This window comes from Gymnodinialimonas sp. JB5-7 (assembly GCF_055693405.1).
The window spans coordinates 78,702-104,638 of record NZ_JBVFUX010000012.1; the positions used below are offsets into that span (position 1 = coordinate 78,702).

26 protein-coding genes and 3 pseudogenes are annotated in these 25,937 nt (G+C 62.5%); 5 read left to right on the forward strand and 24 right to left on the reverse strand.

All coding sequences use genetic code 11. The annotated features are described in order from the left end of the window. Nucleotides 1–26: 26 nt before the first annotated feature. The 11 genes and pseudogenes from ACZ1HK_RS07955 to ACZ1HK_RS08005 all read right to left on the reverse strand — a co-directional run bounded on the left by ACZ1HK_RS07955 (nt 27) and on the right by ACZ1HK_RS08005 (nt 8,659). Nucleotides 27–791, reverse strand: a complete 765-nt coding sequence (locus ACZ1HK_RS07955) for a hypothetical protein (protein WP_472628248.1) — start codon at nt 789–791, stop codon at nt 27–29. Between the two features lie 135 nt (nt 792–926). After that, nucleotides 927–2,045, reverse strand: coding sequence for an NADH-quinone oxidoreductase subunit E (locus tag ACZ1HK_RS07960; RefSeq protein WP_472628249.1), 1,119 nt, complete (start codon nt 2,043–2,045; stop codon nt 927–929). An 84-nt stretch (nt 2,046–2,129) separates the two neighbouring features. Continuing rightward, nucleotides 2,130–2,615 (reverse strand): hypothetical protein, encoded by a 486-nt coding sequence (locus tag ACZ1HK_RS07965; RefSeq protein WP_472628250.1) that lies wholly within the window; start codon nt 2,613–2,615, stop codon nt 2,130–2,132. Nucleotides 2,616–2,729: 114 nt separating this feature from the next. After that, nucleotides 2,730–2,960: a hypothetical protein gene (locus ACZ1HK_RS07970; RefSeq protein WP_472628251.1), complete on the reverse strand. Its 231-nt coding sequence runs from the start codon at nt 2,958–2,960 to the stop codon at nt 2,730–2,732. After that, complete coding sequence (locus tag ACZ1HK_RS07975) at nt 2,957–3,325, reverse strand: hypothetical protein (RefSeq protein ID WP_472628252.1); 369 nt, start codon at nt 3,323–3,325, stop codon at nt 2,957–2,959. Before ACZ1HK_RS07975 ends, ACZ1HK_RS07970 begins: the two co-directional genes overlap by 4 nt. A gap of 415 nt (nt 3,326–3,740) precedes the next feature. Further along, the gene (locus tag ACZ1HK_RS07980; RefSeq protein WP_472628253.1) at nt 3,741–4,043 is read right to left on the reverse strand and encodes a hypothetical protein; all 303 of its coding nucleotides are present in this window, start codon (nt 4,041–4,043) and stop codon (nt 3,741–3,743) included. 152 nt (nt 4,044–4,195) lie between these two features. After that, nucleotides 4,196–5,440, reverse strand: coding sequence for an NADH-quinone oxidoreductase subunit D (locus ACZ1HK_RS07985; protein ID WP_472628254.1), 1,245 nt, complete (start codon nt 5,438–5,440; stop codon nt 4,196–4,198). Next, nucleotides 5,437–6,054: an NADH-quinone oxidoreductase subunit C gene (locus ACZ1HK_RS07990; protein WP_472628255.1), complete on the reverse strand. Its 618-nt coding sequence runs from the start codon at nt 6,052–6,054 to the stop codon at nt 5,437–5,439. The genes ACZ1HK_RS07985 and ACZ1HK_RS07990 overlap by 4 nt, the downstream gene beginning before the upstream one ends. A gap of 10 nt (nt 6,055–6,064) precedes the next feature. Beyond that, nucleotides 6,065–6,597, reverse strand: a pseudogene (locus ACZ1HK_RS07995) (NuoB/complex I 20 kDa subunit family protein). Nucleotides 6,598–7,253: 656 nt separating this feature from the next. Further along, a complete protein-coding gene (locus ACZ1HK_RS08000; protein WP_472628256.1) occupies nt 7,254–8,012 on the reverse strand; it encodes a trypsin-like serine peptidase in 759 nt (252 codons plus the stop codon). 281 nt (nt 8,013–8,293) lie between these two features. Further along, entirely contained in the window at nt 8,294–8,659 is a 366-nt protein-coding gene (locus tag ACZ1HK_RS08005) for an NADH-quinone oxidoreductase subunit A (RefSeq protein WP_368475982.1), read from the reverse strand. A 205-nt stretch (nt 8,660–8,864) separates the two neighbouring features. Between ACZ1HK_RS08005 and ACZ1HK_RS08010 the strand changes: the two genes are divergently transcribed. Beyond that, nucleotides 8,865–9,356: a hypothetical protein gene (locus tag ACZ1HK_RS08010; RefSeq protein WP_472628257.1), complete on the forward strand. Its 492-nt coding sequence runs from the start codon at nt 8,865–8,867 to the stop codon at nt 9,354–9,356. A gap of 8 nt (nt 9,357–9,364) precedes the next feature. Here the strand turns inward: ACZ1HK_RS08010 and ACZ1HK_RS08015 are convergent, their stop codons facing one another. The 12 genes and pseudogenes from ACZ1HK_RS08015 to ACZ1HK_RS08070 form a co-directional block, all read right to left on the reverse strand. Beyond that, nucleotides 9,365–10,909, reverse strand: coding sequence for an AMP-binding protein (locus ACZ1HK_RS08015; protein ID WP_472628258.1), 1,545 nt, complete (start codon nt 10,907–10,909; stop codon nt 9,365–9,367). 202 nt (nt 10,910–11,111) lie between these two features. Beyond that, nucleotides 11,112–11,891: a crotonase/enoyl-CoA hydratase family protein gene (locus ACZ1HK_RS08020; protein ID WP_472628259.1), complete on the reverse strand. Its 780-nt coding sequence runs from the start codon at nt 11,889–11,891 to the stop codon at nt 11,112–11,114. Beyond that, nucleotides 11,878–12,738, reverse strand: a complete 861-nt coding sequence (locus ACZ1HK_RS08025; RefSeq protein WP_472628260.1) for a hydroxymethylglutaryl-CoA lyase — start codon at nt 12,736–12,738, stop codon at nt 11,878–11,880. Before ACZ1HK_RS08025 ends, ACZ1HK_RS08020 begins: the two co-directional genes overlap by 14 nt. Continuing rightward, entirely contained in the window at nt 12,731–13,390 is a 660-nt protein-coding gene (locus tag ACZ1HK_RS08030; protein ID WP_472628261.1) for a glutathione S-transferase family protein, read from the reverse strand. The genes ACZ1HK_RS08025 and ACZ1HK_RS08030 overlap by 8 nt, the downstream gene beginning before the upstream one ends. Then, nucleotides 13,387–15,308, reverse strand: a pseudogene (locus tag ACZ1HK_RS08035) (ATP-binding protein). Before ACZ1HK_RS08035 ends, ACZ1HK_RS08030 begins: the two are co-directional and overlap by 4 nt. Continuing rightward, entirely contained in the window at nt 15,298–16,020 is a 723-nt protein-coding gene (locus ACZ1HK_RS08040) for a hypothetical protein (RefSeq protein WP_472628262.1), read from the reverse strand. Before ACZ1HK_RS08040 ends, ACZ1HK_RS08035 begins: the two are co-directional and overlap by 11 nt. Nucleotides 16,021–16,047: 27 nt before the next feature. Further along, nucleotides 16,048–16,473 carry an ASCH domain-containing protein gene (locus tag ACZ1HK_RS08045; protein WP_472628263.1) on the reverse strand — a complete coding sequence of 142 codons (426 nt, stop codon included), beginning with the start codon at nt 16,471–16,473 and terminating at the stop codon, nt 16,048–16,050. A gap of 68 nt (nt 16,474–16,541) precedes the next feature. After that, nucleotides 16,542–18,134 (reverse strand): annotated as a pseudogene (locus tag ACZ1HK_RS08050) (carboxyl transferase domain-containing protein). Between the two features lie 446 nt (nt 18,135–18,580). Further along, nucleotides 18,581–19,051 carry a hypothetical protein gene (locus tag ACZ1HK_RS08055; RefSeq protein ID WP_472628264.1) on the reverse strand — a complete coding sequence of 157 codons (471 nt, stop codon included), beginning with the start codon at nt 19,049–19,051 and terminating at the stop codon, nt 18,581–18,583. After that, complete coding sequence (locus ACZ1HK_RS08060; RefSeq protein WP_472628265.1) at nt 19,042–19,494, reverse strand: hypothetical protein; 453 nt, start codon at nt 19,492–19,494, stop codon at nt 19,042–19,044. The genes ACZ1HK_RS08055 and ACZ1HK_RS08060 overlap by 10 nt, the downstream gene beginning before the upstream one ends. Beyond that, nucleotides 19,491–19,790, reverse strand: coding sequence for a hypothetical protein (locus ACZ1HK_RS08065; protein WP_472628267.1), 300 nt, complete (start codon nt 19,788–19,790; stop codon nt 19,491–19,493). Before ACZ1HK_RS08065 ends, ACZ1HK_RS08060 begins: the two co-directional genes overlap by 4 nt. A gap of 107 nt (nt 19,791–19,897) precedes the next feature. Then, the gene (locus tag ACZ1HK_RS08070; RefSeq protein ID WP_472628268.1) at nt 19,898–21,058 is read right to left on the reverse strand and encodes an isovaleryl-CoA dehydrogenase; all 1,161 of its coding nucleotides are present in this window, start codon (nt 21,056–21,058) and stop codon (nt 19,898–19,900) included. Between the two features lie 128 nt (nt 21,059–21,186). Between ACZ1HK_RS08070 and ACZ1HK_RS08075 the strand changes: the two genes are divergently transcribed. Both ACZ1HK_RS08075 and ACZ1HK_RS08080 read left to right on the forward strand, forming a co-directional pair. Continuing rightward, nucleotides 21,187–22,413 (forward strand): NAD(P)/FAD-dependent oxidoreductase, encoded by a 1,227-nt coding sequence (locus ACZ1HK_RS08075; RefSeq protein WP_472628269.1) that lies wholly within the window; start codon nt 21,187–21,189, stop codon nt 22,411–22,413. 63 nt (nt 22,414–22,476) lie between these two features. After that, nucleotides 22,477–23,589, forward strand: coding sequence for a hypothetical protein (locus tag ACZ1HK_RS08080; RefSeq protein ID WP_472628270.1), 1,113 nt, complete (start codon nt 22,477–22,479; stop codon nt 23,587–23,589). A gap of 6 nt (nt 23,590–23,595) precedes the next feature. On the opposite strand, the gene ACZ1HK_RS08085 is transcribed toward ACZ1HK_RS08080, so the two are convergent. Next, the gene (locus ACZ1HK_RS08085) at nt 23,596–23,964 is read right to left on the reverse strand and encodes a YybH family protein (protein WP_472628271.1); all 369 of its coding nucleotides are present in this window, start codon (nt 23,962–23,964) and stop codon (nt 23,596–23,598) included. A gap of 425 nt (nt 23,965–24,389) precedes the next feature. Here ACZ1HK_RS08085 and ACZ1HK_RS08090 point away from each other — a divergent pair, with 425 nt between their 5' ends. Both ACZ1HK_RS08090 and ACZ1HK_RS08095 read left to right on the forward strand, forming a co-directional pair. Continuing rightward, nucleotides 24,390–25,247, forward strand: a complete 858-nt coding sequence (locus ACZ1HK_RS08090) for a PhzF family phenazine biosynthesis protein (protein ID WP_472628272.1) — start codon at nt 24,390–24,392, stop codon at nt 25,245–25,247. Between the two features lie 160 nt (nt 25,248–25,407). Next, nucleotides 25,408–25,857 carry a DMT family transporter gene (locus tag ACZ1HK_RS08095; RefSeq protein WP_472628273.1) on the forward strand — a complete coding sequence of 150 codons (450 nt, stop codon included), beginning with the start codon at nt 25,408–25,410 and terminating at the stop codon, nt 25,855–25,857. Nucleotides 25,858–25,937: the final 80 nt, after the last annotated feature.

Genomic DNA, 25,937 nt, shown 5'->3' on the forward strand with positions numbered 1-25,937 from the left:
CCCTCGGATCAGCTGTGGTCCGAGGCTTAATATACATCTCCGTCATCGACTTTCTTGGAAAACTCGGTCTCACCGCCTGCGGCCAAAAGGCCCGCCTGCTCAACCCAGTTGTCGCGGCTCACGCGGCCCTTGAAGCCTTTCAGGTTCTGGTCAACCCACGCGACTTCGTCGGCGCTCCAGGCAGCGATCTGGTCGAAATGGTAGAAGCCAAGCTCGTTGCAGAGCATTTCCATCTTGGGCCCGACACCTTTGATCCGCTTGAGGTCATCGGCCTGACCACCGCGCGGGCCATCAAGCGCCTCCGGGCGCGTGCCCGCGCCGGGGTCCGCAGCAGGTGCTGGAGCAGCGGCGGCGGCGGCACTTGCGGCTGCCGCTTCGGCTTCAGCCGCGCGAGCCGCTTCGGCGTCAGCGGCAGCTTTCGCCTCTGCCTCTGCGGCTGCGCGGGCGGCCTCAGCCTCTGCGGCGGCAGCAGCTTCTGCTTCGCGTGCGGCATCCGAAGCACTCGTGTCAGCGGCCGGAGCCGTGGCAGCAGCGGTTGTCGCAGTTGATGTCGAAGACCCGCCAGCGCTGCTTTGCCCGGAATTAGCCGATCCGAGCGGTGCGGCAGGTGCGCGGCACATGGTAATCGTCAGAACCGCACCCAGCACCAGCAGCACCAGAACGCCCATGAAGGCGCCCTGCATAAAGCTCCATCCTCCCAGAACCCAAAGTGCTGCCGCCGTGAAGACGCCGGCCAAAGCGGCAATCCCCCAGGTCCAGGCAAGGCATTCCACGCCACCGGATTTGTTCATTGTAAGACCCCCGTCATTCAACGTTTTTATCGTGTCGCTGGGAGTCTTAGCGCAGGATTCGGCCCCTGTCTTCCGCTACGTCGACGGATTGTCGCAGGTTTGCAGCAGGGCCACACATTTTCCCCGCTTGGCGGCTCAGCCTTCGTTCGCAAAATCGGCGGCTTGCGCGATCCAATTGTCCCGTTCGATCCGACCCTTGAACTTGAGCCGCGCATCGACCCACGCCACTTCGGCCGGGCCCCAGGCCGCAATCTGATCGAAATGGTAAAAGCCCATCTCGTTCAGCACACCTTCAAGCTTCGGGCCAACGCCGCTGATCCGCTTGAGGTCATCGGCCCCACCGTCGCGCGGGCCGGACAATTGCTCGGGCGCTTGTTCGGCCACATCTGCCGAAGCGGGTGCAGGCTCTGCCGCGGCTTTCGCCTTTGGCTTGGCTTTTGATTTGGCTTTCGCCTCTGCCTTCGTGGCACCGGTCTTGTCGGCGGGCGCCTTGGCACGGTTTGCAGGCTTGGGCCGCGCGGGTTCCGTGGGCACACCATCGCCCGATTGCCGGCCCCAGGGTGCAAGCAACGGCACTTCCGTCCCGTCGATCCGCTTGATCGTATCGCCAATGTCAGCCGCCAACCGGGCAGAGGCATTCAACCCGTCCTTGCCCGCCTCGTGATCTTTCAGCGAGGTCAGCCCACCCGCAGGTTCCGACGCATAACGCCCGTTCTGTGGCCCCGGTGTCGGCACTTCGCCTGCGGCCATCTTGTCGATCAGCGCCGCAAAGCTCTCTGCGGTCAGATCCTCGTAGTAGTCCTTGCCGATCTGCGCCATCGGCGCATTGGCGCAAGCACCAAGGCACTCCACCTCTTCCCACGAAAACTTGCCATCCGCGCTCAACTCATGGGCACGCGGGGCGATCTTGTCCTTGGCCACGGCGACCAGATCTTCGGCCCCGCAAATCATGCACGAGGTCGTGCCGCAAATCTGGATATGCGCGACCGAGCCCACGGGCTGAAGCTGGAACATGAAATAGAACGTCGCCACCTCCAGCGCCCGGATGTGCGCCAGACCCAGCATATCGGCCACCGCCTCGATCGCCGGACGGGTCAGCCAGCCCTCCTGCTCCTGCGCGCGCCACAAAAGCGGGATGATCGCGCTGGCCGCACGGCCTTCAGGGTATTTGGTGATCTGCGCCTCGGCCCAAGCCTGATTGGCGGGCGTGAAGGCGAAAGTGTCCGGTTGCTCGGGGTGCAGGCGTCGCAGCATGTGGGTCGTCCCTGGCGGTCGTGTGTCCGGCACGGGTTTCGCGCAAATAGCCGGGGATGTCCATGCGCGCTATGGCGCAGGGGGCTATTGCATGGCGTAGGGCGATAGGGCGAACAACGTCCCCTCCGGTTCACAATCGGCGACATGAAACAGGCCAGTGCGCTGCGCCATACGGCCGGACCGGATCGCGTCGTTCAACCTTCCGTCCATCGCACGCGCCGCCGCCAGAACTGCGCGCGCCTCGGGGTGGCGGATCGTTGTGCTGCGCAACCTCAGCGCGAAAAAGCCCTGTTGCGCGACCTCGGGACCAACCGGTTCACCCAACGCCATCATGACGCGGTCGACCAGAAAAACCTCGAAAACCGACACCAGATCTATTGGCAATGCGCAGCCGATGGCTGCGTAGGCCTCTTCCATGATCTCCTCAACGGCCACGGTGTCTAGCGCTTCCGCGCGGTCAAACAAGCTCGCCTCCGGCAGGCTCTGCGCAGGAACCAATAAATCCCATTGCGCGTCCGCCGCGTGAACCGGATTGCACACCAGCGCCAAAATCACTGAAAGACATCGCATGCCATGAGCCTAAGGCAGCCTGGCGCATTGTGTCTACGACTCTCAGGACGGCAGATCAGGTCAAGCTGGCCCTTGAACGCCTATTGAAACCGGATCGACGCCAATTGCCCGCCCTTAGCACCCTACGAGCGTCCTCCCTTCATCCCCATCGACCAGACGACCCTGTCGGACAAGCTGCAACACACCACGCTCCAGCATCGCCTCAAACGCATCTAGGAACGGGTCCATTTCTTCCGACGGCAAAGCTGTTTCATCAAATCCGAAGCGTGCCCCCACGGCGCGCGTCACTTCGCTTTGGAACCGTCCGAACTCATCCGCACCGATGACACAGCCCCGCGCCTTCATGATTTCCGCCACGACATCCGCAGATTGATCACCCCCAAGGCCGTCATCCAATCAACAGCTGCTTGCACACCAATTGGGGTCGCGCTCCCCAAGGTACCGTTCGGGCAGTCGGGATGCAGAAGCACAAGGTTGTCGTTGATTTGTCGGAACTGCCCTTCGGCAAACATCTGTTGTCCAACCTCTTCAGAGACGTCATCGCTCAGGCCCATGGCCGCAACGACGGCATCTTCATTCGCGCGGGTCATGACGCAATCGAACTGTAGAAAGGCTTGAATGACGGCTGCTTGCTCTGGCGAGGATTGTGCGGAGGCGGTCACTGGACACAGCGCCAAGGCGACGATTGGCAGTATGGAAAACGGACGCATATTTGAAAAAGCCCTTTGATCGCAGAAAGATGAAAAACGTTCCTGCATGTTGGGAAAGACCGATAAGGCTGTCCAACAAATAAAGTAGGGCGCCTTTCCTGCACGATGTCAGGAAAGACGCCCCCGCCCGGGCCGGACCCCTTCTTTCCGCCGGGCTAAGCGAAAGCGTTCAGCGCCAGGGAGATTGCGCAGGACGCCAATTCGTCGGGTTCGTGACAGTGCGACCGCCCGCTTGCATCCGGGCAATCACTTTGGACGCACGGGCAATGCAGGGATCATTGAGGGATTTCGCGGAAATGGGCTCGTGTGGCAGCAGCGGGCGCATGGCTTGGGTCCTTCGTGTCAGGGGTGTCACGTGTTCGTGAACCCAACCTGCCCTTGAGAACCTTTTCCCACAACGGAGGGAATCCGTAGCTTACTCCGTCTCGGCGTCGCTCGCCTCTGGCGCAGCATCCGTCGCTTCGGGCTCCTCAGCCGGCGCTTCTCCGGTGCAAAGCCCCCAGTTCACAAGTGTCAGAGTCCCATTGCCGGAAGACCGCAAGAACCCCGTCTGCATCAGCGGCACCGCCATCTGCGGAAACATCGCACTTTCCACGCCGATGCTTTCCATGACGGAATTTACATCGTCCTGATGCAGCACGCAGCCTTGTTCCGCGATGGCTTGGGCCAGCGGATAGCCCGGATGATCCTCCGGCATCGCAGCCTGCCCGTGGGCCATGGATGCCGCGAGAAGTGCCGCAGGGCCGAGGAGGAAGAGTTCTGAAAATACGCATATGAAACGGTCCTTCGAATAAGCCACGGGATCTGTAACACAAAGAAAAAGCCCACCAAATGGCGGGCTTTCCTGACCTTACAGGTTTGTGAAGACGCTTAGCGGTCCACTTCCCCGAACACGATATCGAGCGAGCCCAAAATCGCCGACACATCCGCCAGCTGGTGGCCTTTGCACAGGTAATCCATCGCCTGCAAATGCGGGAAGCCCGGCGCGCGCAGTTTCGCGCGGTAGGGTTTGTTCGTCCCGTCAGCCACGAGGTAAACGCCGAATTCGCCCTTCGGCGCCTCCACGGCGGCGTACACTTCGCCCTCAGGCACATGGAAGCCTTCGGTGTAGAGCTTGAAGTGGTGGATCAGCGCTTCCATTGAGGTCTTCATGTCGCCGCGCTTGGGCGGGGACATCTTGCCCCGCGCCATGATGTCCCCCTGGTTCTCGGGCATCCGCAGCTTTTCGCAGGCCTGCTTGATGATCTTTTGGCTCTCGCGCATCTCGGCCATGCGGCAGAGGTAGCGGTCATAACAATCGCCGTTTTTGCCCACGGGGATCTGAAACTCGAACTCGTCGTAGCATTCGTAGGGCTGCGACCGGCGCAAATCCCATGCAAAGCCCGAGCCACGCACCATCACTCCCGAAAACGCCCAATTTTGGATGTCCTCTTCGGTCACGATGCCGATATCGGCATTCCGCTGCTTGAAGATGCGGTTTTCCGTCAACAGCGTGTCGATATCATCGAGCGCCTTGGGAAACGCGTCCGCCCAGGCGTCGATATCCTCGATCAACTCCGGCGGCAGATCTTGATGCACGCCGCCGGGCCGGAAATAGGCCGCATGCAGACGCGCGCCCGAGGCCCGCTCGTAGAAGATCATCAGCTTCTCACGCTCTTCAAAGCCCCACAGCGGCGGCGTCAGCGCGCCAACGTCCAGCGCCTGCGTCGTGACGTTCAGCAGGTGGTTCAGGATGCGCCCGATCTCGCAATAGAGCACCCGTATCAACTGGGCGCGACGTGGCACCTCGGTGCCGGTCATGCGTTCGATGGCGAGACACCAGGCGTGTTCCTGGTTCATCGTGCCCACGTAATCCAGCCGGTCGAAATACGGCAGGTTCTGCAGATACGTCCGGCTTTCCATGAGCTTCTCGGTGCCACGGTGCAGCAGGCCGATATGCGGATCACAGCGCTCGCAAATCTCCCCGTCCAGCTCCAACACCAAACGCAACACGCCGTGCGCCGCCGGGTGCTGGGGCCCGAAGTTCAGGTTGAAGTTGCGGATCTTCTGTTCGCCGGTCTCAAAATCGGTGGAGCCGTCGTCATAGGTGTTCGTGCGGATATCGCCGTCCATCATGCCTTCTCCTCCGCATCTGCCTTCTCATCGCCGGGCAGCACGTATTCCGCACCCTCCCACGGGCTCATGAAATCGAACTGGCGGTATTCCTGGACCAGCTTCACCGGCTCGTACACCACGCGCTTGAGCTCCTCATCATACCGCACTTCGGTATACCCCGTCGTTGGGAAATCCTTGCGCAGCGGATGACCGCGGAAGCCGTAATCTGTCAGCAGGCGGCGCAAATCGTCATGGCCAGTGAACAGGATCCCGAACATGTCGTAGACTTCCCGCTCGTACCATCCGGCACTGGCATGGACTCCGGTGATGGAGGCCAGCGTCTCATCTTCTCGTAACGCCACCCGAACCCGGATGCGGTGGTTCTGATACATGCTGAGGAAATGGTAGACGACATCGAACCTGCGATCCCGGCTGGGATAGTCCACCGCGGTGATGTCGATCAGGGTCGAGAACTGGCACGACCGATCAGTCTTCAGAAACTCGATGAATTCCACCAACTGGGTCGGGGGCACGTCAACCGACAGCTCGCCCACCGCGTTGACATCCGTCGACAACACCGCGTCCGAACGCTTTTCGCTGAGATACGTGGCCAGCTCTTGCAGGGCTTGGGTCATTCTAAATCCCTCAGCGCGTGATGGTGCCGGTGCGGCGGATTTTCCGCTGCAACTGCAGGATGCCGTAAAGAAGCGCCTCCGCCGTGGGCGGGCAGCCGGGCACATAGATATCGACCGGAACGATCCGGTCACAGCCCCGCACGACGCTATAGCTGTAGTGATAATACCCGCCGCCATTGGCGCAGGACCCCATCGAGATCACGTAGCGTGGCTCGGGCATCTGGTCATAAACCTTGCGCAGCGCCGGCGCCATCTTGTTGGTCAGCGTCCCGGCCACAATCATCACATCCGATTGGCGGGGGAGGCGCGCGGCGCGATGCCGAAGCGCTCCGCGTCGTAGCGCGGCATGGAGGTGTGCATCATCTCCACCGCGCAGCACGCCAAGCCAAAGGTCATCCAGTGCAGCGATCCGGTACGCGCCCAATTGATCAGATCTTCGGTCGACGTGACCAGAAAACCCTTGTCCTGAAGCTCGCGGTTCAGTGTCTGCGTCGCAACCTCGCGGTCTGCACCGGCATGGTTGGGGGTCGTTGCTACACCCATTGTGGCTCACCCTATATGGTCGTTTGTTCTCCAGATACGGGTGGCGGCGGCGGCGGTCAACGGCGTCCGCACACAATGCCACAAGGGGTCGCAGGCAAACGCTGCGCAACCGCCGTAGCGTGCACAGGGCCTGGTGGTGTAACGATGAATTTGGTCGCAGGCGTGACCTCACCCAATCGGGGCTGGTCATGGACAGGGCCACGCCTGCTGGCCCACACCTATCGGTGTGGGTTTTCGCGCCATCCGCCACGGGGTCGCACAAGCGCAAAACCGGCAGATGTCGTTGTCAGATTGGAAGAGGGCGTCACCCGCCAGCAGTCCGGGCCGCGCAAGCGGTTCCGTGAGTCTGTCGCCTTGCGTCGAACGCACCGCGCATCCGCCTCGGCACTTTGCCGGGCCCGCATCAAAGTGTGGTTCAATCCCGTCCACCGGCCATGAAATGGCAACGGCCCTCTCCCCTTGCGGAGGCATCCCATGAACTGCGCCCAGACCGCAGCATGGCTTGCCAATCCTGAAATGAGAGTCACCCCGATTGCCCCGGCGACATCGCAGGCACAAAAGACCGATCTTTGGCCCGGTTCAAGCGCGCAGGGGCGTCAATTCAGGAAACCCTCAGGTAAGGGGAACCCGCAGTTTCCCAGGGGCGCACTTGCGCCCTACGGGACAATGTCCATGGCGGGTGTCAGCGGACCTGCAGTGTAGCAAAACGTGCGTCCAATATCAGGGCAGCGGTCCCGACCGCGAAGGCTGTCGGTCAATATGCCCCAGATCATCGGCCGCCCCTCCGACCAGCCGATCATGGGAGAGCCTGAAGCACCGCTGCCGCTGTCGCAATCGTAGCGGGCAACTTCCAGCGTGTCGCGCGGCTCGGCGGCACGCCCTACAATCTCACCCGCTGTATCGAGGATGGAGGTCGTCGGCGGCACACCCCGATATCGGCAGGTTTGTGCCAGAAATCCCTCTGTCCGATAGGACGCCGTGCCACCGGTCACATTCAAGATCGGTCGCCCCTCTTCCAGGATCAGATCATCTGCCGTTGCCACGGGCAAAGGCCGCGCGCTCTGCGGAACGCGGCTCAACTGCACAATGGCCCAATCCGCGCGGGTGATCGGAACGGAAAGATGGCTTCCCAATTCGGGCGGGACGCGGAAGGGCCCTGCCTTCAACCCAACCGTGTTCAAAGTCACAACGTCACCACCTGTGTGGATGGCCACGCAATCCGGGTTTCGCGCGCGGTGACTTCCGTCTTCGTTCAAAAACACATGGGCCGCCGTCAGCATTCGGTCGCCCTCGGCTATGAGAACGCCACCGCCAGTTGTTCCTCCCCGGCAAGAGACGCGCACAACGGCGGCGATGGCATCTTCCCAACCCGGGAACTGCGTCGGATCATCTGGCGCAAAGTCGGCCAGCGGCACGCGGCTTTCCCTCCCGATCACACCAGGCGGCGGTGGCGTGTCAACTTTGGAAGGCAGCGGATTTTGATGGTCCGGAGAGGCCGCACTCAACGCAAACCAACCAACACATGCAAGCGCGACACAAATCAAAATGCCACGAACGGGCGAGGCGCCGCGTTCGACGGGTCGGTAGGGTTCAGGCCCCGGCATGTGTGCGCGAGATGTTCGATTGAGGAACGCAGCGACCGGTTTTACCGTTCTTTTTCAATGCTATAGATAGTCTTATCACGCGTGATAAGGCATCATTCCCACTCAAGCGCACCCTTTTTCCACTCATAGGCGAACCCGATGGTCAGAACAGCGAGGAACACCATCATGGACCAGAAGGCGGTGTCGCTGAGATCCGGGAACGCGGTGGCCCACGGGAACAAAAATGCGATTTCCAGATCGAAGATGATGAACAGGATCGACACGAGGTAGAACCGCACGTCAAACTTCATCCGCGCATCATCGAACGCGTTGAACCCGCACTCATAGGCGCTGACCTTTTCCGGATCCGGATTGCGGACCGCAAGAACCACCGCCGACAACATCAAAACCAGGCCAAGCCCGATGGCAATGGCCAGGAAAATCAGGATCGGGGCGTAGTTCGACAAAAGCTCGGTCATCGGCGTCTCGTTTGGTCCGGTCACCTGACGGTTTACGGCGCGCCGCCGGGGCGGTCAATTCCCTGCCGGTGCGGCAAAGGGGTGCGGACGATATTTCATGGCCCTCACGCAGATATGAGACAGCGGAATTCCGCACCTGCCAGCCGAAAGGTTTTCTGGAATGTCTGGCCACACCCCTTCTTTTCGCCGCTCGAAAGCTTCCGACATGTTTCGTCCCTTCGTCCTGCCCGCCGCATTCTGCGCCTTGTCGCTCATCGCGGCCCTGCCCGCCGCAGCGCAATTCTCTACTCAAGGTCCAGGCGACGGTTGCGCCCCCTATAATGACGGCACCATCAACTCGGGTTGCCTAGCCGTTTTGCGAAACTTGGCCTTCCAGGCGGCGACACCTTCGGATTGGGAGCGCCTGCCGCAAGACACGCTCGCGCCCGCCGCAAGCCCAATCGAGGCGATCTTGCCGCTCCTGTCGGGCGTCTTTGGAAGCGGTACATTCCCGGCGGAGGCCGTGGAATTTGCGACCAATGATGGATTTTCCGTCGATTTCCGGGTCACATCCGGTGTGCGAACCAACGATATGAGCGACCAAATCGAATGGGTCGGGCGACTGCTTCAGGACGATAACGGCCTATGGCATCTGCTTCAGATTGATCGCCGCACGACATGCATCGTTGGATCTTTCTTCGGGCCCTCCTGCCCATAACCGCCAGGCTAAAGCGCGTCTCTCAGTTCACGCCGCAGGATTTTGCCGCTCGCGCTTTTGGGCACGCTCTCCACGAACCGGTATTCGTCTGGCCGCTTGTAACTGGCCAGGCACCCTTCGCAATAAGTGCGGATATCGTCCTCCTCAACCGTCCCGTTGGTCACGACAAAGGCAATAGGCACCTCACCGGCTTCCGGGTCTGCCTTGCCAATCACGGCCGCATCAGTGACGCCTTCCATCGCGCAAAGTGCAGCCTCCACCTCGGCCGGCGCCACCTGAAATCCCTTGTACTTTATCAATTCCTTCAACCGGTCCCGGATGAACATGAAACCATCTTCATCGATCTCGGCCAGATCACCTGTGCGCAGCCAACCGCCCTCCGCCATGGTCTCAGCGGTGGCGTCGGGATTATTCAGGTATCCCTTCATTACCTGCGGCCCACGGATCCACAATTCCCCCTCCATGCCGGGTGGCTGATCCTCCAACGTTTCGGGGTCCACGATCCGACACTCGGTCGAGGGCACGGCCTGACCGCTTGATCCATGCCGGATATTGCCGAAGACGGTCATATGGCTGATCGGAGAAAGCTCGGTCATCCCATATCCTTGCACAGAGCTTGCGCCAAAGCGTTCGCCGACAGCCGCTTCGATCTCCGCGCCCAACGGCGCGGCACCTGAGAAGATTTCCGACACGGACGAAACATCGTAATCGTCCACCATCGGATGCTTTGCCAAAGCCAGCGCAACCGGCGGGACGATGTAGAGGCGTGTCGCCCGATGCTCCTGGATCAGCTTGAGGTAAAGCTCCAAATCAAAGCGCGGAAGGGTCACGATTTTCGCACGTTGGTTCAGGAACAGGTTCATCAGAACCGTCATGCCGTAAATGTGGAAAAACGGCAGGAACGCGATGGTGACGTCGTCCGGATCAATCTGTGCCACCGCCGCCGATTGCGTGACATTGGCCACGAGGTTTCGATGGGTCAGCATAACGCCCTTGGGGCGTCCGGTCGTGCCGCTGGAATAGGGCAAGACAACAACATGCTCTGCAATATCAACCGGGGCCTGTTCTGGCAATTCTGGCCCCATCACATCGGCCAGCGTCAACGCCCCGTCTCCGCCATCGAGAATAACCAGCTCGCGGCACCGCGTGCCTTCCATCGCGGTGCGCGCGACGTCAGCAAACATCGAGATTGTCACGAGCATTTGCGCGCCTGCATCTTCCAGCTGATGCTTGATTTCCGGTGCCGTGTAGGTGGGGTTGATCGTCGTGACCGTGCCGCCGCCCCATGCCACGCCGTGAAACACAATCGGATATTCCGGCAGGTTCGGCGCCAGTAGCGCGACGGTTCCACCAGGCAGCACACCACGTTCGGTCAGTCCGCCCGCCAAAGCCTTGATCTGCGCAACGATTGCACCCGCCGTAACCTCCCGGCCGGTCGGGCCGTCCACCATGGCCACGTCATCCATGCGCCCCTCGAAGCCTTCGAACAGCTTTTGCGTGACCGACATATCTGGAACCTCGACCGTTCCGTGCCGACTTTCGAAAATTGCCATGATGTCCTCCCAGACCCGGCCTCTGGATCGGACCGTGTGGTTCAAGGATTGCGGAGGAGTAAGGCCTCTGTCCAGTGTCAATCACGGGACGGCGGGCGGGGCGACGCCCTTGGGCGAGCGTCGCGCGTCGCTCTTCCTTTCCCGTCACACCAAGGAAAATCCAGCATCAAAGGGTGCGCCAAGAACTACTCCTTTTGTGCTGCTACCGATCCCACCCCGGCTTGCGTTTGTCGAAAAAGGCGCCGATCCCCTCTTCCGCTTCGGCGCTTTCCCAACGGGCGACAAGGGCGTCAATTGTGGCGCTGATCTGCGCCTCGGCGGCCACACCACCAAGCTCGGCCACCAACGCTTTTCCTGCAGAAACTGCACCGGGGGCCGCCCTCAGATATGGCTCAATTTCCGACGCAATCGCAGCATCCAAGTCCGTCTTCGGTACGGCACGCGCCAGCAAGCCCAACGCGACCGCCTCGCCGGCGTCAAATCTGCGGCCCGAGAAGAATACGCGCCGGGCCCGAGCCGCACCCATGCGCGCAACGACATAAGGCCCGATGGTCGCGGGGATCAGGCCCAGACGAACCTCCGTCAGACCAAATTTCGCATGATCGACACCCACCGCGACGTCGCACACAGACATCAGTCCAACACCGCCACCAAAGGCCTGGCCCTGCACACGCCCGATCAGAGGACGGGGCATCGCGTCGAGCGCGCCCAACATCTCGGCCAAGGCCCGCGCTTCGCGGGCGCGCGTTTCCGCATCGGCCGCCATCTGTGCGCGCATCCAGCCCAGATCGCCACCCGCACAGAAACTGGCGCCTTCGCCGGTCAGCACCACAACCCGAACCGCCGGGTCGCGCCCCAGCCGGCCCGCCATCAGCGTCAATTCGGCAATCATCGCTGCATCCATCGCGTTGTGCACCTCAGGCCGGTTCAACCGCACCCAGGCCACACCACGATCATCGACGTTCAATTCAACCACCGCCATGTCGCGTCTCCTTTGCCATCCGCCCGGCCTTGGCAACCACAGCACGGTTCAGGCCCGTGACGTATCCCAGCGTCGTCAAATGCGCGTCCAGCGCTTCGGTTGCCAGATTTCCTGCTGCACCCGGCGCATAGGGGCACCCGCCAAGCCCCCCGACCGCGCTGTCAAAAATCCGCACACCGCGCGCCAGGGCTACGTCGACATTGTCCAACGCGCGGCCGCTTGTGTCGTGGAAATGCCCGGCCAGCATGTCCATCTCGGCCACGTTCAGGACGGCCTCCAGCATCGCGTCCACTGCCTCAGGCGTGCCCCGGCCAATGGTATCGCCAAGCGAAATCTCATTGCATCCCATCCCCTCCAAGGCGCTGGCGACCACGGCCACCTGCGACGGGGGTACCGGTCCGTCGAACGGGCAATCGGTCACGCAAGAGATATAGCCGCGCACCGTCAGACCATCGGCCTTGGCTGCACGCACCACCCCATCAAAGCGTCCAAGGCTCTCAACAACGGATGCATTCAGGTTGGCCTTGGAGAACCCTACCGACGCGCTTGCAAAAACGGCGATCTCGTCCACCTTTGCCGCCCGCGCGCCCTCCAGACCCCGCATATTCGGCGTCAACGCCATGTACCGCACGCCGTCTGTCCGCCGGATGCCGGCCAAAACCTCCGCCCCGTCCGCCATCTGTGGCACCCATTTTGGTGAGACAAACGACGCCACTTCGATCCGGCGGAACCCGGCACAGGACAACAGATCAACCAGCGCGATTTTCTCGTCTGTAGGGATCAGCCGCGCCTCGTTCTGCAACCCGTCCCGCGGTCCGACCTCGACGATTTCGACCGTCTCACCCATCGACCGGAACCTCGTAGAACGGTTTGGAATAGAAGCGTTGCGGCCCTTCGATCGCCGCCGCCGCCTGAAACGCAGGCCGGGCTTGCAGGCGCGCCCAATAGGATTGGAGCCCTGGCCATGGATCAAGCTTCACGTAGAATGGCGCAGCGAACAGGTTGAAGCCCAGCATCGCATCTGCTGCCGAAAAACCGGATGGCAGCAGGTAGTCCCCAGCGATCATCCCGTCGAGCGCATCCAGCGTGCCCTTCAGGCGCAGCGTATTCAACTTGATCACTGTGGGCGACGGCTTGGCCGGTGCGCGCAGGAACAGGTGGTTCAGGTTCAACTGCTCAATCAGCGAGGCTTGTGTTTCCGCAAATCCCATCGCTTCCAGATACGCCACCCGTTCCGAATGACCCGGAGCGCGGCCAAAGCCGAAATCGGGCCGGGTTTCGCACAGATATTGCAAAATCGCCGAACTCTCGAAAATCGTGCGTCCGTCGATCTCCACCGCCGGAATACGTCCTGCGGGCGAGCGATCTTTCAGGATCGGTTCCTGCATTTTGCGCGTACCGATCTCATAGAGTTCCAGCTCTGGCGTCAGGCCCATTTCCTGCAACAGCCACAGCACACGGAACGACCGCCCCCAAGGCACATGGTGCAATCGGATCATGCCTCATCCTCCAAAACGATCAGAGGCGCGCCGGCTTCCACCTGGGCACCGGCCTCCACAAGAACCTCGGCCACGATGCCGTCCCGGCCCGCGGTCAACACATGTTCCATTTTCATCGCCTCCAGCACCGCCAATCGGTCGCCCGTTTCTACCTCAGCACCCGCTTTCACAAAGACGGCCTTCACCAACCCCGGCATGGGCGCCTCAATCCGCCCGGCACCATAGGCTTCCGCCTGCACATCCAACGGATCTGGCAGTTCGAAATGATAGTTGTTGCCCCAGAACACGCTCAGCCCCGCTGCGTGCCGAACCACGTCCGCCGCAACCGGCGCGCCATCCACGGACCAATCGGTGCCAAGCGTCACACGATGCTCGGCATCTCCCAAGGCGACGGCATAGTCACCTGCGCCGAGCGTCGTCACATGTGCAACCTCCGCCAAGCCATCGCGGGCAATCACAACACTCTGCGGCACCGGCGCCCACAGCGTGAACCCTTCCAACGGCCCGTCGCGGTCCACCGCCCCCACCGCTGCAAGGGCGCGTGTGCGCGAACAGGGCTCTGGCGCGCGGGCCAGAGCCTCGACCTCCCGGTCGATCAGGCCGGTATCAACCTCTCCGCGCCCAAAGCCCTCATGCGTCGCCAAGGCGCGCAGAAAGGCGAGGTTCGTGACAGATCCCGCCACTTGTGTGCCCGCCAAGGCCCGATCCAGCTTGGCCAGAGCGATCTCCCGTGTCGGTCCATGGACAATCAGCTTGGCGATCATCGGGTCATACCAGGGGCTGATCTCGTCCCCCGGGCGCACGCCGATATCCGCGCGTGCACCGTCAGGGAATTTCAGATGCGCCAAAGTTCCCGTCGCGGGCAGGAAGCCCTTTGGCACATCCTCCGCGTAAAGCCGCGCTTCAAAGGCATGACCTTCAATTGACAGAGCCTCTTGTGTGACAGGGCAAAGGCTCTCCCGCCGCGACGCGCAACTGCCATTCGACCAGATCGACGCCTGTGATCGCCTCCGTCACCGGATGCTCGACCTGCAAACGCGTGTTCATCTCCATGAAGTAGAACCGATCCGGCTTCAGCCCGTCAGAGCGCATCCACGATAAACTCAACCGTGCCGGCACCTTTGTAGCCAATTGCCTCAGCCGCGCGCACGGCGGCGTCTCCCATCGCGGCCCGCATTTCCGCCGTCATGCCCGGCGCGGGGGCCTCTTCGATCACCTTCTGGTGGCGGCGCTGGAGCGAGCAATCCCGCTCGAAAAGATGCACAGCCCGCTCACCGTCGCCAAAAACCTGCACCTCGATATGGCGCGGGGTCGCGACGAACTTTTCTATGAGAACGGCGTCATTTCCGAACGCCGTTGCTGCCTCTCCCTGCGCGCTGGCCAGCGCATCGGCAAAATCCTCTGCCCGGTCGACGCGCCGCATCCCTTTGCCGCCCCCGCCCGCGACGGCCTTGATGAGCACCGGATAGCCGATCTCTGCGGCGCGCTCGGCCAACCCCTCTTGCGAGGCCCCGTGATAGCCCGGCACGACCGGAACACCGGCCTCCTCCATCAAGGCCTTCGCCGCATCCTTAAGTCCCATCGCACGGATCGCTTCGGCCGACGGCCCGATGAAGACGAGCCCTGCCACCTCGCACGCCTCCACAAACTCCGGGTTCTCGCTCAGGAACCCGTAGCCCGGATGCACCGCCTCCGCGCCCGTGGCCTTGGCCGCCGCGATGATTGCGTCGCCTCGCAAGTAGCTGTCCGCCGGTTTCGGCCCACCGATATGCACCGCCTCATCGGCCATCGCGACATGCCGCGCCGAGGCGTCGGCGTCAGAGTAAACCGCCACCGTCCGCACACCCATGGTGCGTGCCGTGTCAATGACGCGGCAGGCGATCTCTCCCCGGTTCGCAATCAGGATTTTACGAAACATCAGTCTCTCCCGGTGGTAGAAGCCGCTCGAAGCGGTGGCGGTATATCAGGTTCGGGCGCACGCCATCGGCCCAGTAGACAAGGACCGGGATCATCAGCGCCATCAAAATCGGGGCCTGCACAACGAATGCCGCAATCACGGCCCCAAAGACCATCGGATAGGCCACGGGTTGACGCGCAAAGATGGGCCAGATCGGCAACAGAAAGACCGCCACAAGCGCTGCCTCCCAAAGCTGCGCCAACCCCAGCATAAGGTCGATGATCACCAAAATCGCCGCCAGGCACAACGCTCCGACGCTTAACCACAACCCTGGGCTCAGTCGGTTGAGCGGATGCCCCTCCACATAGCCTGCGCCCGTGAACACCCATTCCCATTCCTGAATGCCGTGTCCCCGTGCGCAAAGCCGCATCGCGCGAGCCTCGCCCCAATGACGGCCAATGCGGACTGCCGCGAAACTGGCCAACCAGGAACACAAGATGGCCCCGACAGCCACAGGCCATGTCGGGAATGTCACAACGACCACCAGGGTTGCGCACAGCCAGACAAGCCACATCACCACAAGGGCGGGCCATTTCCCGAGCCGACCCAGCAGGATCAGCGCCACAAGTGCGGCCCCGACACAGGCAATGCCGACGCGGCCCTCCCAAGCGGTCCCCAAGGCAAGCAAAGCCGAGGCGCCAGGCAGGCAGAAGAACAAACGCCACGCTAGCATGGCGCAGCACCGGTCTCGAAAAACGGCTCAGCCCACATTGTCCACCGCCCCCAAATCCTCAACCACCTCGAACCTCTCCCAGACCAATTCCATCTGCGGTTTGAATATCCCGGCCCGCCGGTAGTACCGCTCGTGGTTCTCCTGCCATCCGGCCAAGGTTTCGTCCTCGCCCTCGGCAAGCGCCAATTCCTCCGGCATGTCGCAGAACCGCACGAGCCGCAGTTCCACCGTCCGATTCACCAGCGCAGGCCGGCCATCAAACGTCGTGGCAATGTCACATCGCCCGATTTGCGGCAGCGCTTCGCCCGCCGCGACTTCCGCCATTGACAAACAGGTCGCGCGTTTCCGACCGGAACGCACCAAGCCCAATAGCAGCCCCGACAACTGCGCCGAGTCGCCAAACGAATAGGTCTCCGCCCCCGGATATCGCGTCTTGAGCGCGTCCAGTGTCATCGCCCGGCCCTTCCTTGTTTCAGAAATACCTCGGGGAGGCGGCCACAGGCCGTGGGGGCAGCGCCCCCTTACATCCGGAACAGGCCAAACCGCGTCTCCTCGATCGGCGCGTTCAACGCAGCCGCCAGGCTCAACCCCAACACCTCGCGGCTTTTTCGAGGGTCGACCACCCCGTCATCCCACAGCCGCGCGCTGGCGTAGAGCGGGTGGGACTGCTCCTCGAACATATCAATCGTGGGCTGCTTGAACGCGGCCTCTTCGGCCTCAGACCACGCCTCCCCTTCTTCTCGATCGCGGCCCGCTTCACGGTCGCCAGAACGCCTGCCGCCTGCGCGCCGCCCATCACGGAGATCCGCGAATTCGGCCAAGTCCACAGGAAGCGCGGGCTGTAGGCCCGCCCGGCCATCCCGTAGTTGCCAGCCCCGAACGAGCCGCCCACCAGCATCGTCACCTTCGGCACAGCCGTGGTCGCCACTGCCGTGACCATTTTGGCCCCATGCCGCGCGATGCCCTCATTCTCGTATTTCCGGCCCACCATGAAGCCGGTGATGTTCTGCAAGAAGACCAACGGGATTTTCCGTTGCGAGCACAGCTCCACGAAATGCGCGGCCTTTTGCGCCGCTTCACTAAACAAGACGCCACTATTGGCGATGATGCCGACCTGCATCCCCATCACCTCGGCGAACCCGCACACAACCGTCTCACCAAACCGCGCCTTGAATTCGTCAAAGTAACTATCATCCACGACCCGCGCGATCACCTCGCGGATGTCGTAGGGCGTGGTCAGGGCTGCGGGCACGACCCCCAACAACTCCTCAGGGTCATAGGCCGGGTCGCGTCCGCCTAAAGCGACGCCCGTTGCTGGCCCGAGGTTCGACACCGTCCGCCGCGCCAGCGCCAACGCATGGGCATCATCCTCCGCTAGATAATCCGCCACGCCCGACAACCGCGTATGCACATCCCCGCCGCCCAGATCCTCCGAAGTCACAACCTCCCCCGTCGCCGCTTTCACCAGCGGCGGACCGGCCAGGAAGATGGTCCCTTGCTCCTTCACGATGATTGTCACGTCAGACATCGCAGGCACGTAAGCCCCGCCCGCCGTACACGAGCCCATGACCACCGCGATTTGCGCGATCCCCTTCGCGCTCATCCGAGCCTGATTGTAGAAAATCCGCCCGAAGTGATCGCGATCCGGGAAGACCTCATCCTGATTGGGCAGGTTCGCCCCCGCTGTCGACCAGATAGAGGCACGGCAGATGGCACTCCTCTGCAATCTCCTGCGCCCGGAGGTGCTTCTTCACGGTGATCGGATAGTACGTCCCGCCCTTCACGGTCGCATCGTTGCAGACAACCATCACATCGCGCCCGTGGACCTTCCCCACGCCCGCTACAACGCCGCCACAGGGTGCGGCGCCCTCGTACATCCCATGCCCGGCCGTCGCGCCGACCTCCAGAAACGGAGAGCCTGGGTCCAGCAAATTCGCCACCCGCTCCCGCGGCAACATCTTGCCCCGCGACACATGCCGCGCGCGCGAGCGTTCGCCCCCACCGGCCGCCGCCATCTCAGCAGCTTCGCGCACCACGGCCAAAGCCTCCAAATGCGCCACTCGGTTTGCCTTGGCTTCGTCGGAGCCCGCGATGAAAGAGGATTTGAGTTTCATTGGACGCTCCACTTCCGGCTGAACCGCGCAACCAATGGGTCGAAAAAGAAGGCCAAGAGCGGCCCGGCAAACGGCCAGAGCGTTGAAAACACCGAACTCGGCTGAAGCATGATGTACGTTCCCATCGAAGCAAAAGGAGGGCCGACCACAAAAGGATCACCCATGCCGCGCCCGATGTAGACAACGACGCCTGACAGGTCGCGCAAGTGATGCGGTTCGCAGGCTCACCTCCGATGAACGGCCAACGAGAAAACAGATAGGTTTCTGGAAACGACCAAGCTTCCGGCATCCGCAAATCACTCGACCCACAGGACGGACAGGTCAGCCCTGCCAGATCTCTTCGAAATCCTAGCATCACTCCAACCCACTCATTTCGTCCCAATCAAGCGGCCCCATCACCCCGCTTAACCGCGCCACCTGCCAGGCCCAGACGGCCTCCTCGAACTTCAGGACCGACTGAAACGACGCGCACCAGAGCTGCCGCCGGTAGGTCTCCCCGCACAATCGTCGCCTGCGTTGAGCCCGTGCGCCACGGCCCAGACATTCCCGTAAAGCGGCCCCAGTGGGAGCCCCTGCAATGCCTCGGGTTCCGGTAGCACCTCCCGCATCGCCGCCGCCCGCTCATCAAACGCCGCGCGCAGCCGCCGCTGGCATTGCAGCGAATTGGCCGCGACCTCGCAAATACCCATCGCCAGATAGCCACAATGCTGCACCCAATGGACGTTGAAGGAGTCCATCGGCACGGTCACACCATAGCCCGGCAGGCCCAACAAACGCGCTTCAAACGCCTCCATCTGCTCAGGCAAACACTGTTCGAATCGCGGCACGTGAACAGCGCGCGGCGCCTCCGCCCATGACTGCGCCTGCACCGGCCCCGCAAACAAGGCCAACAAGCCCAGCAAAACCCTCAACGCCATCCGTCCGCCTCCACTACTCCCACGACACGGGCAACCTGCCACAAAGCCGCCGACTGGCCCAAATGCTCCAACGCCTCTTGCGGCCCACAGGCCTCGCATCCTGCCGCTACCTCAGCCCAGAGCTGAGGATAGAGCCCGTCCGACCAAGGCGGATTTCGGCCCGAGACAGCCTCCGGCGCGGGCACGTCCGCGAACCGCTCCGCCTGTGCAACCATCTGGCGTGAGATCCCGTCTCGACACGCCACATCCGCCCCGCATTGCAACAGAGCGATCCCCCCGCAATCGGCCACAAAGCGTCCCCGCACGAGGTCGAAATTCGGCGCCGCCTGTTCGTTCAACGACGCCGTCAGGCGGCCCTCAAAAGCGACTATAGCATCCGATACACAGGCCTCGAATGCTGCCGCTGGTGACGCCAGGAGCGCGAGGAAAGCCAGTCCCCTCACGTTCCATCCTCCGGCACCGAGACATCCTCTACCACGACGCCCCATTCGTCGGTTGCTCCGTACCACGCCTCTCCGCCTTCGGGTTCGCAAATCACGATCAGCCGGACGCCTTCCACGCCCGAGGGCACGGCGAAGCAATCCAGAAGTTCACCGCCCGTCTCGGCCACATACCGCGCGGCGTGGACGTTGATGATCTCCGTCTCGGTCGGTGGGGCGGCCCTTAGCCCCAACCAGAGGCCCAACGCCCCCGCAACGGCCAGCAAGGCGGCAAGCGGCAATGCGATCCGCGCCATCATGGCGCCACCGCCCCCGGTGCGACACAACGCTCAGCCCGCCGCACAAACGCGCCGCCTGTCTTCCACTGTTTCCAAATACCTAAAAACATCCCGTGGCCTGCCACGCCTCACATCATCCCCATCAATTCGCGGCCCACCAACATGCGCCGGATCTCCGACGTGCCTGCCCCAATCTCCATCAGCTTGGCATCCCGGAACATCCTGCTCACGGCGCTGTCATTCATGAACCCGGCCCCGCCCATCGCCTGCACGGCCTGGTGGGCAACCTTCATCCCCTCCTCGGACGCATACAACACACAGGCCGCCGCATCCTGCCGCGTCACAGCCCCGCGATCACATGCCTTGGCAACCTCGTAAGCATAGGCGCGCGCCGAGTTCATCGCCGTGTACATATCCGCGATCTTGCCCTGCATAAGCTGAAAATCCCCGATGGGCCGCCCGAACTGCTTGCGCTCCTTCAGGTACGGCATGACCTCATCCAGACAGCCCGCCATGATCCCGATATTCACGCCGCTCAGCACCACACGCTCATAGTCGAGCCCGCTCATCAGAACCGCGACCCCGCGCCCCTCTTCGCCAAGGACATTCTCAAACGGCACCTCGACATCCTCAAAGATCAGCTCCGCCGTATTCGACCCGCGCATGCCCATCTTATCGAAATGCGGTGATGTGGAAAAACCCACCATTTCCTTTTCGATGAGAAAGGCCGTGATCCCCCGCGATCTGGCCTCCGGGTCGGTCTTGGCATAGACCACAAGCGTGTCCGCATCCGGCCCATTGGTGATCCAGTATTTCGTCCCGTTCAGCAGGTAGCGATCGTTCCGCTTCTCCGCCCGCAGGCTCATTCCCACAACGTCCGACCCCGCTCCGGCCTCAGACATCGCGAGGGCGCCCACATGTTCTCCTGACACCAAGCGCGGCAGGTATTTCGCCTTCTGCTCAGGCGTCCCGTTCAGCTTGATCTGATTGACGCAGAGGTTGGAATGCGCGCCGTAGGACAGACCAATCGAGGCCGACACGCGGCTGATCTCTTCGACCGCGACCGCGTGGGCCAGATACCCCATGCCCGCGCCGCCGAATTCTTCCTCGACGGTGATACCAAGAAGCCCCAATTCCCCCATCTCGGGCCAAAGCTCATTGGGAAAAGCGTTCTCTTGGTCCGTTTTCGCGGCCAGCGGCTTCACCCGCTCCTGCGCCCAGGAATGCACCATATCGCGCAAGGCATTCACATCCTCGCCCAGATCAAAATTCATCGAGCCCAGAAACATGGCGCCGCTCTCTCCCAAGAATTGAACACTTGTTCATTTAATCGTTGGACCCATCGGAGTCAAAACCAATCTCGTCAAATCTAGCCCCTTTGCCTAGGCTCAACCGAAAGACCCCGAGGATCGACCCTATGCCCACCCACGTCCAGACGGTAATCATCGGCGGCGGCATCGTGGGTACCGCGACGCTCTACTGGCTGGCACGGCTTGGCCACACCGATACCCTGCTGCTGGAACGGCGTGAGCTTACCTCCGGCTCCACCTGGCATGCGGCGGGCAATACCACGTATTTCGGACCCTACCCGAAGATGACCCGCCTTTTCGCAGGCTCGATCCGCACCTATCTCGAAGCCGAAGCCGAAAGCGGCCAGTCGGTCGGCTTTCACCAGACGGGCTCGCTGCGCACCGCCGCGACCGAGCGCGAACTGGAACTCTTCCACGCCTACGCCCCCCGCTATGCCGAGCTTGGTATTCCCTTCCATATCCGCACGCCCGAGGAGGTCGCCGACCTCCACCCCCTTCTCGACACGTCCCGCATATTCGGCGCGGCCCATACTCCCACCGACGGCCATGTCGACCCCACCGGCGCCACCCATGCGCTGGCCCGGGCCGCCCGCGCACAGGGGGCCGAGATCGACCGCCACCGCCCCGTTGAAGCGTTACAGCATGATGGCACCCACTGGCACCTCTCCACGCCAAACGGCTCCGTCACCGCGGAAAACGTGATCGTCGCCACCTCCTTCTGGGCGCGTGAGATGCTCCGGCCCCTCGGCCTCGAGCTGCCGCTTTACGCCACGCAGCACCATGAACTGATCACCGAACCCGTCCCCGAACTCGCCAAGCGCGACACCGAACTCCCCGCCGTGCGCGACAGTTGGGTCTCCTGCAATGTCCGCCAGGAACGCGATGGCCTGCTCATCGGCATCTACGAGACACGCCCTGAATTCTGGGCCACCGACGGCATCCCGAAGGATTTCAAGGAAGAGCTTCTGCCGCCCAACATCGACCCGCTTCTGCCGCACCTCGAACGGTTGATGGAGCGTCTGCCCATCTTCGCCGAGATCGGAATCAAGCAGGTCAACAACGGCCCGATGTGCTTCACCCCCGATGGCCTGCCCCTGATCGGGCCCATGCCCGACCTGCCCGGCCTCTGGCTTGCGACCGGTTTCAACGTCGGCATCGGCACCGGTGGCGGAGCGGCGGAAATCCTCGCCCGCTGGATCACCACCGGCGCCCCGCCCGATGGGCTTTCCGCCATCCACGCAGACCGCTTCGGCACATCCATGCCCCGCGATCAGGCCCTTGAGGCGATCCGCGCCGTCTACGCGCGCGGCTACACCCTGCCCGACGCGATCTGAGCCCTCTCACAATCCCGACAGCGCGGATTGACGCATGGGCCCGGCGCGGTCCACCTTCGCCAAATGTCCGACAAACCCTTTCGCTTCTTCGACAACCGCCTGAAATACCTCACCTTCGTGAACACCACGAATGAGAAATGGCGCATTTCCGAGCGTGTCGCGCAGGAGCTTGACCACATCACACCGCGCCCGCCCGCCGTGCGGGTCTTCGATGCGGGCATGGGTGACGGCACCGTGCTCGCCAATACACTCCGCGCACTGCACCAGCGGCACCCGACCATCCCCTTTCACGCGGTCGGCAAGGAAATCAGCCTCGAAGACATCCGCCTGAGCCTTGCCAACATGCCAGACCGTCTGGTCGAACACCCCGCCACGGTCGTGACCATGACGAACCTCTTCTATGCCGAGGCCCCGTGGCTCACGCCCAACAAACCCGCCGAAGTGACGTGGAAATTCGTGGCCCTCGACGGCGCGTCTTCCATCGGGTTTCAGGAGCAATTGCGCGACCTTGACCCCTTCCTGGTCGAAAACTGGCAAGTCAAATCCTCCCCCAAAACCGGCAATCCGCTTTACGTCACGCCCACGGTGCTGGTGATCTACCGCACCGATCACGCCTTCCTTCTGGACAACGTCATTCCACGTGAAGGTGAGAGCCAGGCGCACTATGACCTCATCCTCGCCTCCCAACCCTGGCGCGCCCGCACGCCTGCCCCGCTCAAGGCCAAGTCGATCCTCGCGCCCCTATCCCGCGCCCTCGCACCGGGGGGCCGGATGCTGACCGTGCAAAGCGCAGGCGGCGACCCGGCGGAGGAAATCGTGAACGCCATCTGGCCCGACATCGACCTCTTTCCGGTCAACCGCTACGACCTGATCGCGGCCTTGAAACAGGAACTTGGGCCCCAGACCGCCGACTTCGACCTCACCATCCCCTCAGGCGGCGACGCGCTTTTGTCCTACCGGATGCACACCCTACCCGAGGAGGTCGGCCCCTCCATCGGCACCTCCACCCTCTCCGCCGCCTGGAACGCTGCGACTTACGTGGCCCAGATCGACGACCAGTTGCTGGAAGAGGTCCACGGCGCGACCCGACACTTCGACATCACCGCGGACATCCTGCACAAATACGGCGGCCTATGGTTCAATGATGAAGCGTTTACGGTCACGCGGCTGCGCTAGGCGCGTTTACGATTTCGGCCCCAATTGCTCGCCGACCAGCACCCACACCTCATCCTGCCGTGCAAGAACCGCCGTGCCTCGACCTGATCCGGAGGCCAGTTGCCCGTCAATATAACCGCTCCAACGGAAGTCAAACCCATAGGCTGCCGCCTTGTCGGTGCGAACCAGCCATTCAACGTTTTCGACCCGGAATTCCTCACCCTTGATGGTTGCGAAATTATGCTCGTAAGCCGCGCGAATGGCCGCCTTGCCGGACAGCACCCTGCCGTCGGAAAAGACGACCCGCGCAGTATCCGCGATCAAAGGTGCGACGGATTCCCAATCCTGGCGGCCCAAGGCAGCTTCATAGCTTTTGACAAAGTCCTCAGGCGCCATTTCACTTGTCCCGTAATTGTTGGACCGCGACCCACTCTAACACCGCGACACCACCGCACGCACCCCCGGCAATTCTCCACAAAATCTTAACTTGCCGCTTTATAATGAGAGCAGATGATCATCCGCCCGACCCGCGCCTCCCCATAGGCGCGCAAGGGCAACCCATGACGGACACGACCCAGCCCAGCCCACCGAAAGGGTTAACGGCCAAGGCAGGGCGGTTTCGCGCACCAGACCTCACCGGCTCCGTCCGGTGGTCGAACGTCTCGTCGCCCTGAGCGGCGCCGCTCTTCCTCACTACCTGGAACAGCATCCAAACACCTGAGATCACGCCGCCTGACACCGCCCATAACACATCGTCATGGCCCACCCCCTTGCGCCTTCGCGCCAAGGGCCGCACCCTGCTGCCAAGACAGGAGGGGCCAATGCTCGATTTCCACATCTATGACGTCTTCACCGACACGCCCTTCGCCGGCAATCCACTCGCCATCGTCGGAGGCGCAGACGGTCTGACTACCGCGCAGATGCAAACCATCGCCCGCCAGTTCAACCTGTCCGAGACGATCTTCGTCCAGACCCCCGATGATCCTGCCCACACCGCCAAAGTCCGCATCTTTTTTCCGACCGCCGAGATCCCCTTCGCCGGCCACCCCACCATCGGCTGCGCCCTCCACTTGGCAAACGGCGCATCTGAGGTGACTCTCGAAGAAGTCGCCGGCCTCGTCCCCGTCACCCTCGCGAACGGCACCGCCGAATTCACCGCGCCCAAGCTGCCAAAGGCCCGCCCCGCACCCGACCGGGCCATCACCGCCGCCGCCATGGGTCTGGCCACCTCTGACCTCGCCGACACACCGATCGGCCATTTCGAAGGCGGCCCGTCCTTTGTCTATGCAGAGGTCAAGGACCTCGAAACCCTCGCCCGCGCCTGGCCGCAAGAGCCCGCCTTTGGCCAGATGTCTACAGCCGCAAACGGCACCGGCGGCCTCTACGCCTATGTCCGCACAGGGCCATACAGCGCCCAGGCCCGCATGTTCGACCCGCCAGCCGGCATCATGGAAGATCCCGCCACCGGCTCTGCCACGGCGATCTTTGCGGCCCAACTGAATGCCACGGGCCATTTGCCCGCCACCGGCACAACCACGCTTTCCCTCAAACAAGGCGTCGAAATGGGCCGCCCTTCAGGGTTGCGCCTCAGCATCGACACCGAAAACGGCCAGATCACCGCCACCCGCGTCGCGGGACAGGCCGTGAAAATCGCCCGGGGACAGATCAGGGTGCCGTGACCTGGTCTTCCATTGGTCCGAAATACCTCGGGGGTCAGCGATCTTTTTCAACGAGAAAGTCGCAAAGGGGGCAGCGCCCCCTGAAAAAGTAAGGCTTCCCCCACTTTCGCTCTCTCCAAAGCCCGTTCACTCTCTCCCTATTCATTTAAGGAGATTTCAGATGGGCCTCTCGCTCGGATTTGCCGTGGCGATTGTGATCGCCGTGGGGGCAGCCCTTGCCATGCAAGCCCCCATCAATGCCGCCCTGGCGCGCGAGGTGGGCGACCCAACCGCCGCGGCCGCGATATCCTTCGCAATCGGGTTCCTCGTGCTGGCCGCCATGGCCTGGTGGAACGGCACCACAACCTCGACCATCGCGGCGCTCAGCTCCGTGCCCTGGTGGGCACTGATGGGCGGCGTTCTGGGTGCCATCTGGGTCTGGGCCGCGATCTGGTCTGTGCCGCGCTTGGGCGTTGTGACCATGTTCGGCGCGATGATCCTGGGCAAACTTCTGGCTGCCATCATCCTTGATGCGCGTGGCGCTTTCGGGATGGAGGCGCGGCCCATCGACCTCACCCGCATCATGGCAATCGCGATGGTCGCAGGCGGCGTGGTGCTGTCCAAGGCATGAGCTCTACGGGACGGCGGGAGGGGCGATGGGCAAGGCCCGAGCGTCTCCCAGCCGACCTTCCCATCCCGCCAATCGCGCCA

Coding starts and splice junctions, on each gene's coding strand:
- ACZ1HK_RS08075 (WP_472628269.1), top strand. CDS start 21,187: ATGCCCACCCACGTCCAGACGGTAATCATCGGCGGCGGCATCGTGGGT.
- ACZ1HK_RS08045 (WP_472628263.1), bottom strand. CDS start 16,473: ATGACACTGGACGCGCTCAAGACGCGATATCCGGGGGCGGAGACCTAT.
- ACZ1HK_RS08070 (WP_472628268.1), bottom strand. CDS start 21,058: ATGTTTCTGGGCTCGATGAATTTTGATCTGGGCGAGGATGTGAATGCC.
- ACZ1HK_RS08015 (WP_472628258.1), bottom strand. CDS start 10,909: ATGGCAATTTTCGAAAGTCGGCACGGAACGGTCGAGGTTCCAGATATG.
- ACZ1HK_RS07970 (WP_472628251.1), bottom strand. CDS start 2,960: ATGAAGGCGCGGGGCTGTGTCATCGGTGCGGATGAGTTCGGACGGTTC.
- ACZ1HK_RS08095 (WP_472628273.1), top strand. CDS start 25,408: ATGGGCCTCTCGCTCGGATTTGCCGTGGCGATTGTGATCGCCGTGGGG.
- ACZ1HK_RS08055 (WP_472628264.1), bottom strand. CDS start 19,051: ATGGCGTTGAGGGTTTTGCTGGGCTTGTTGGCCTTGTTTGCGGGGCCG.
- ACZ1HK_RS07990 (WP_472628255.1), bottom strand. CDS start 6,054: ATGACCCAAGCCCTGCAAGAGCTGGCCACGTATCTCAGCGAAAAGCGT.
- ACZ1HK_RS07980 (WP_472628253.1), bottom strand. CDS start 4,043: ATGGCCCACGGGCAGGCTGCGATGCCGGAGGATCATCCGGGCTATCCG.
- ACZ1HK_RS08085 (WP_472628271.1), bottom strand. CDS start 23,964: ATGGCGCCTGAGGACTTTGTCAAAAGCTATGAAGCTGCCTTGGGCCGC.
- ACZ1HK_RS08065 (WP_472628267.1), bottom strand. CDS start 19,790: ATGATGGCGCGGATCGCATTGCCGCTTGCCGCCTTGCTGGCCGTTGCG.
- ACZ1HK_RS08030 (WP_472628261.1), bottom strand. CDS start 13,390: ATGATCCGATTGCACCATGTGCCTTGGGGGCGGTCGTTCCGTGTGCTG.
- ACZ1HK_RS07975 (WP_472628252.1), bottom strand. CDS start 3,325: ATGCGTCCGTTTTCCATACTGCCAATCGTCGCCTTGGCGCTGTGTCCA.
- ACZ1HK_RS08025 (WP_472628260.1), bottom strand. CDS start 12,738: ATGGGTGAGACGGTCGAAATCGTCGAGGTCGGACCGCGGGACGGGTTG.
- ACZ1HK_RS08005 (WP_368475982.1), bottom strand. CDS start 8,659: ATGACCGAGCTTTTGTCGAACTACGCCCCGATCCTGATTTTCCTGGCC.
- ACZ1HK_RS07960 (WP_472628249.1), bottom strand. CDS start 2,045: ATGCTGCGACGCCTGCACCCCGAGCAACCGGACACTTTCGCCTTCACG.
- ACZ1HK_RS08040 (WP_472628262.1), bottom strand. CDS start 16,020: ATGCTAGCGTGGCGTTTGTTCTTCTGCCTGCCTGGCGCCTCGGCTTTG.
- ACZ1HK_RS08020 (WP_472628259.1), bottom strand. CDS start 11,891: ATGGCGGTGGTTGAATTGAACGTCGATGATCGTGGTGTGGCCTGGGTG.
- ACZ1HK_RS07955 (WP_472628248.1), bottom strand. CDS start 791: ATGAACAAATCCGGTGGCGTGGAATGCCTTGCCTGGACCTGGGGGATT.
- ACZ1HK_RS08010 (WP_472628257.1), top strand. CDS start 8,865: ATGTTTCGTCCCTTCGTCCTGCCCGCCGCATTCTGCGCCTTGTCGCTC.
- ACZ1HK_RS08090 (WP_472628272.1), top strand. CDS start 24,390: ATGCTCGATTTCCACATCTATGACGTCTTCACCGACACGCCCTTCGCC.
- ACZ1HK_RS07965 (WP_472628250.1), bottom strand. CDS start 2,615: ATGCGATGTCTTTCAGTGATTTTGGCGCTGGTGTGCAATCCGGTTCAC.
- ACZ1HK_RS07985 (WP_472628254.1), bottom strand. CDS start 5,440: ATGATGGACGGCGATATCCGCACGAACACCTATGACGACGGCTCCACC.
- ACZ1HK_RS08080 (WP_472628270.1), top strand. CDS start 22,477: ATGTCCGACAAACCCTTTCGCTTCTTCGACAACCGCCTGAAATACCTC.